This is a genomic window from Clostridium oryzae (genome assembly GCF_002029235.1).
Lineage (GTDB): Bacteria > Bacillota > Clostridia > Clostridiales > Clostridiaceae > Clostridium_AE > Clostridium_AE oryzae.
The window spans coordinates 1-1,592 of record NZ_MZGV01000154.1; the positions used below are offsets into that span (position 1 = coordinate 1).

The following is a 1,592-nucleotide window of genomic DNA, read 5'->3' on the forward strand; positions in this document are numbered from 1 at the left end:
ACTCAAACTTCGCACATAGATATTAGCTATGCACCTTGAAAATTCAATACCTGGCAGTTGTTCAGTTGTCAAAGTTCAGTCCTTATGCTGCTTGAAGCTGTGTTTTCAGTAAAACTGGAAGTGCATTCATAAATGCATTTACCAGTTCATCGATTTTCTCTTCTGATAATTCAGTGTTATTAGCAAGCATGGTTTTGAATAATTGAAGCATCATTTGAAAAGCCTGTATCCAAGTGATATCAGACATTTCATCAGAAAAGTATAGAAAGAGTTCACCAAGTGAGCGGTTGTCATTCGACTCCCGGTTTTCTAAGGACAGCATCATATATCGTGTAAAAACAACTGCTGTATGTGCAGTCATTGCATCATAGGACAGTGAATTACATTCCTTACTGAGGTTGAGATAGCTTTTGCAGACTTTAAAAAAGACTTCAATATCCCACCTTTTTCCATAGACACGGATGATTTCATCTGCATCCAAGGTTACATCAGTGGAAATGATGCACAGATATTCTTTACGCTTATTACGATTGCGGACATAAACCACTTTAGCTGGAATGATTTTGCCATCTTTTACAACATCAATGATAACGGATAAAAGATATCTAGATCTGCCGCGTCTCTTTTTATTCTTGTTATAGATTGAAATCAGCGACATATCTTCACCGTTGTAACGAAAGAACATCTTAGGTGTTTTCTTCACCATGCCAATGACATCATACCCAATCTCTTTCACGGCATGGAGAGTACTTGGAGATGAAAACCAGCTGTCAAAAAGAACGTATTTTGAGGGAATTGCGGCTTTCTTAGCTGCATTCAGCAGTTCAAGCATAGCATGGGTTCCTTTTTCCATAGATAACTTTCTACGTTTGTAGCCGGTCGTTCTTTTATCAACATCAGCTGCTTCGTTGATCCGGTTCCTTTTACTTTCTGATGAAAGAAGAACACTGTTGATTGGAAGAAATGTACTTCCGTCTGACCAGCCTAATGTGAGCATTCTGAATCCAAAACGATATTTATGCTTCGCATGGTCGAATACTTTTGCAAGTAGTTCCACTTTTTTAGAACGGTTACGTTCAAACATAGAATCATCTATGATAAGGACATTTGCACGGTCTTGAGAATCCAAAGGAATAATTGCATCATGAATGATTCTGGATGCAAGGGTCGTTGTAAAACGAATCCAGTTGATCTGAATCATTTTCATAAAACGATACACCGTATCTTTTGCAAAATCAGGAGTATTTCTTCCTGTGATCAGATTCATATACATGCTTCTGTTTGAAAAAATCAGCAGAAATAGATACTGAAAAATCTCAATTACAGGAGTTCCCTTCTTCTTGTAAGCATTGGATGCTTTTAGTGCTGAAGAAACATGAAATCTTGCAAAAAATCTTTTGATAGATTTCGAAATTTGTTTATCATTCTGGGTCGCTTGTGGTATACTTTTATTCATAGCATGAGCCTCCGGTTATTAATTGTTTTTCGACAACTCAATTATACCAAAACCAGATGGTTTCATGCTATTTTTATGCCAGTTATTATTGAATTTTCAAGGTGCATAGGCACTTATTCAAGTGCGAAGTTTGAGT

General features: G+C 36.9%; 1 protein-coding gene. It reads right to left on the bottom strand.

The window, feature by feature from the left end; all coding sequences use genetic code 11:
* Positions 1-82: 82 nt before the first annotated feature.
* Positions 83-1,456, bottom strand: coding sequence for an IS4 family transposase (locus CLORY_RS22760; protein WP_079428875.1), 1,374 nt, complete (start codon positions 1,454-1,456; stop codon positions 83-85).
* Positions 1,457-1,592 lie beyond the last annotated feature (136 nt).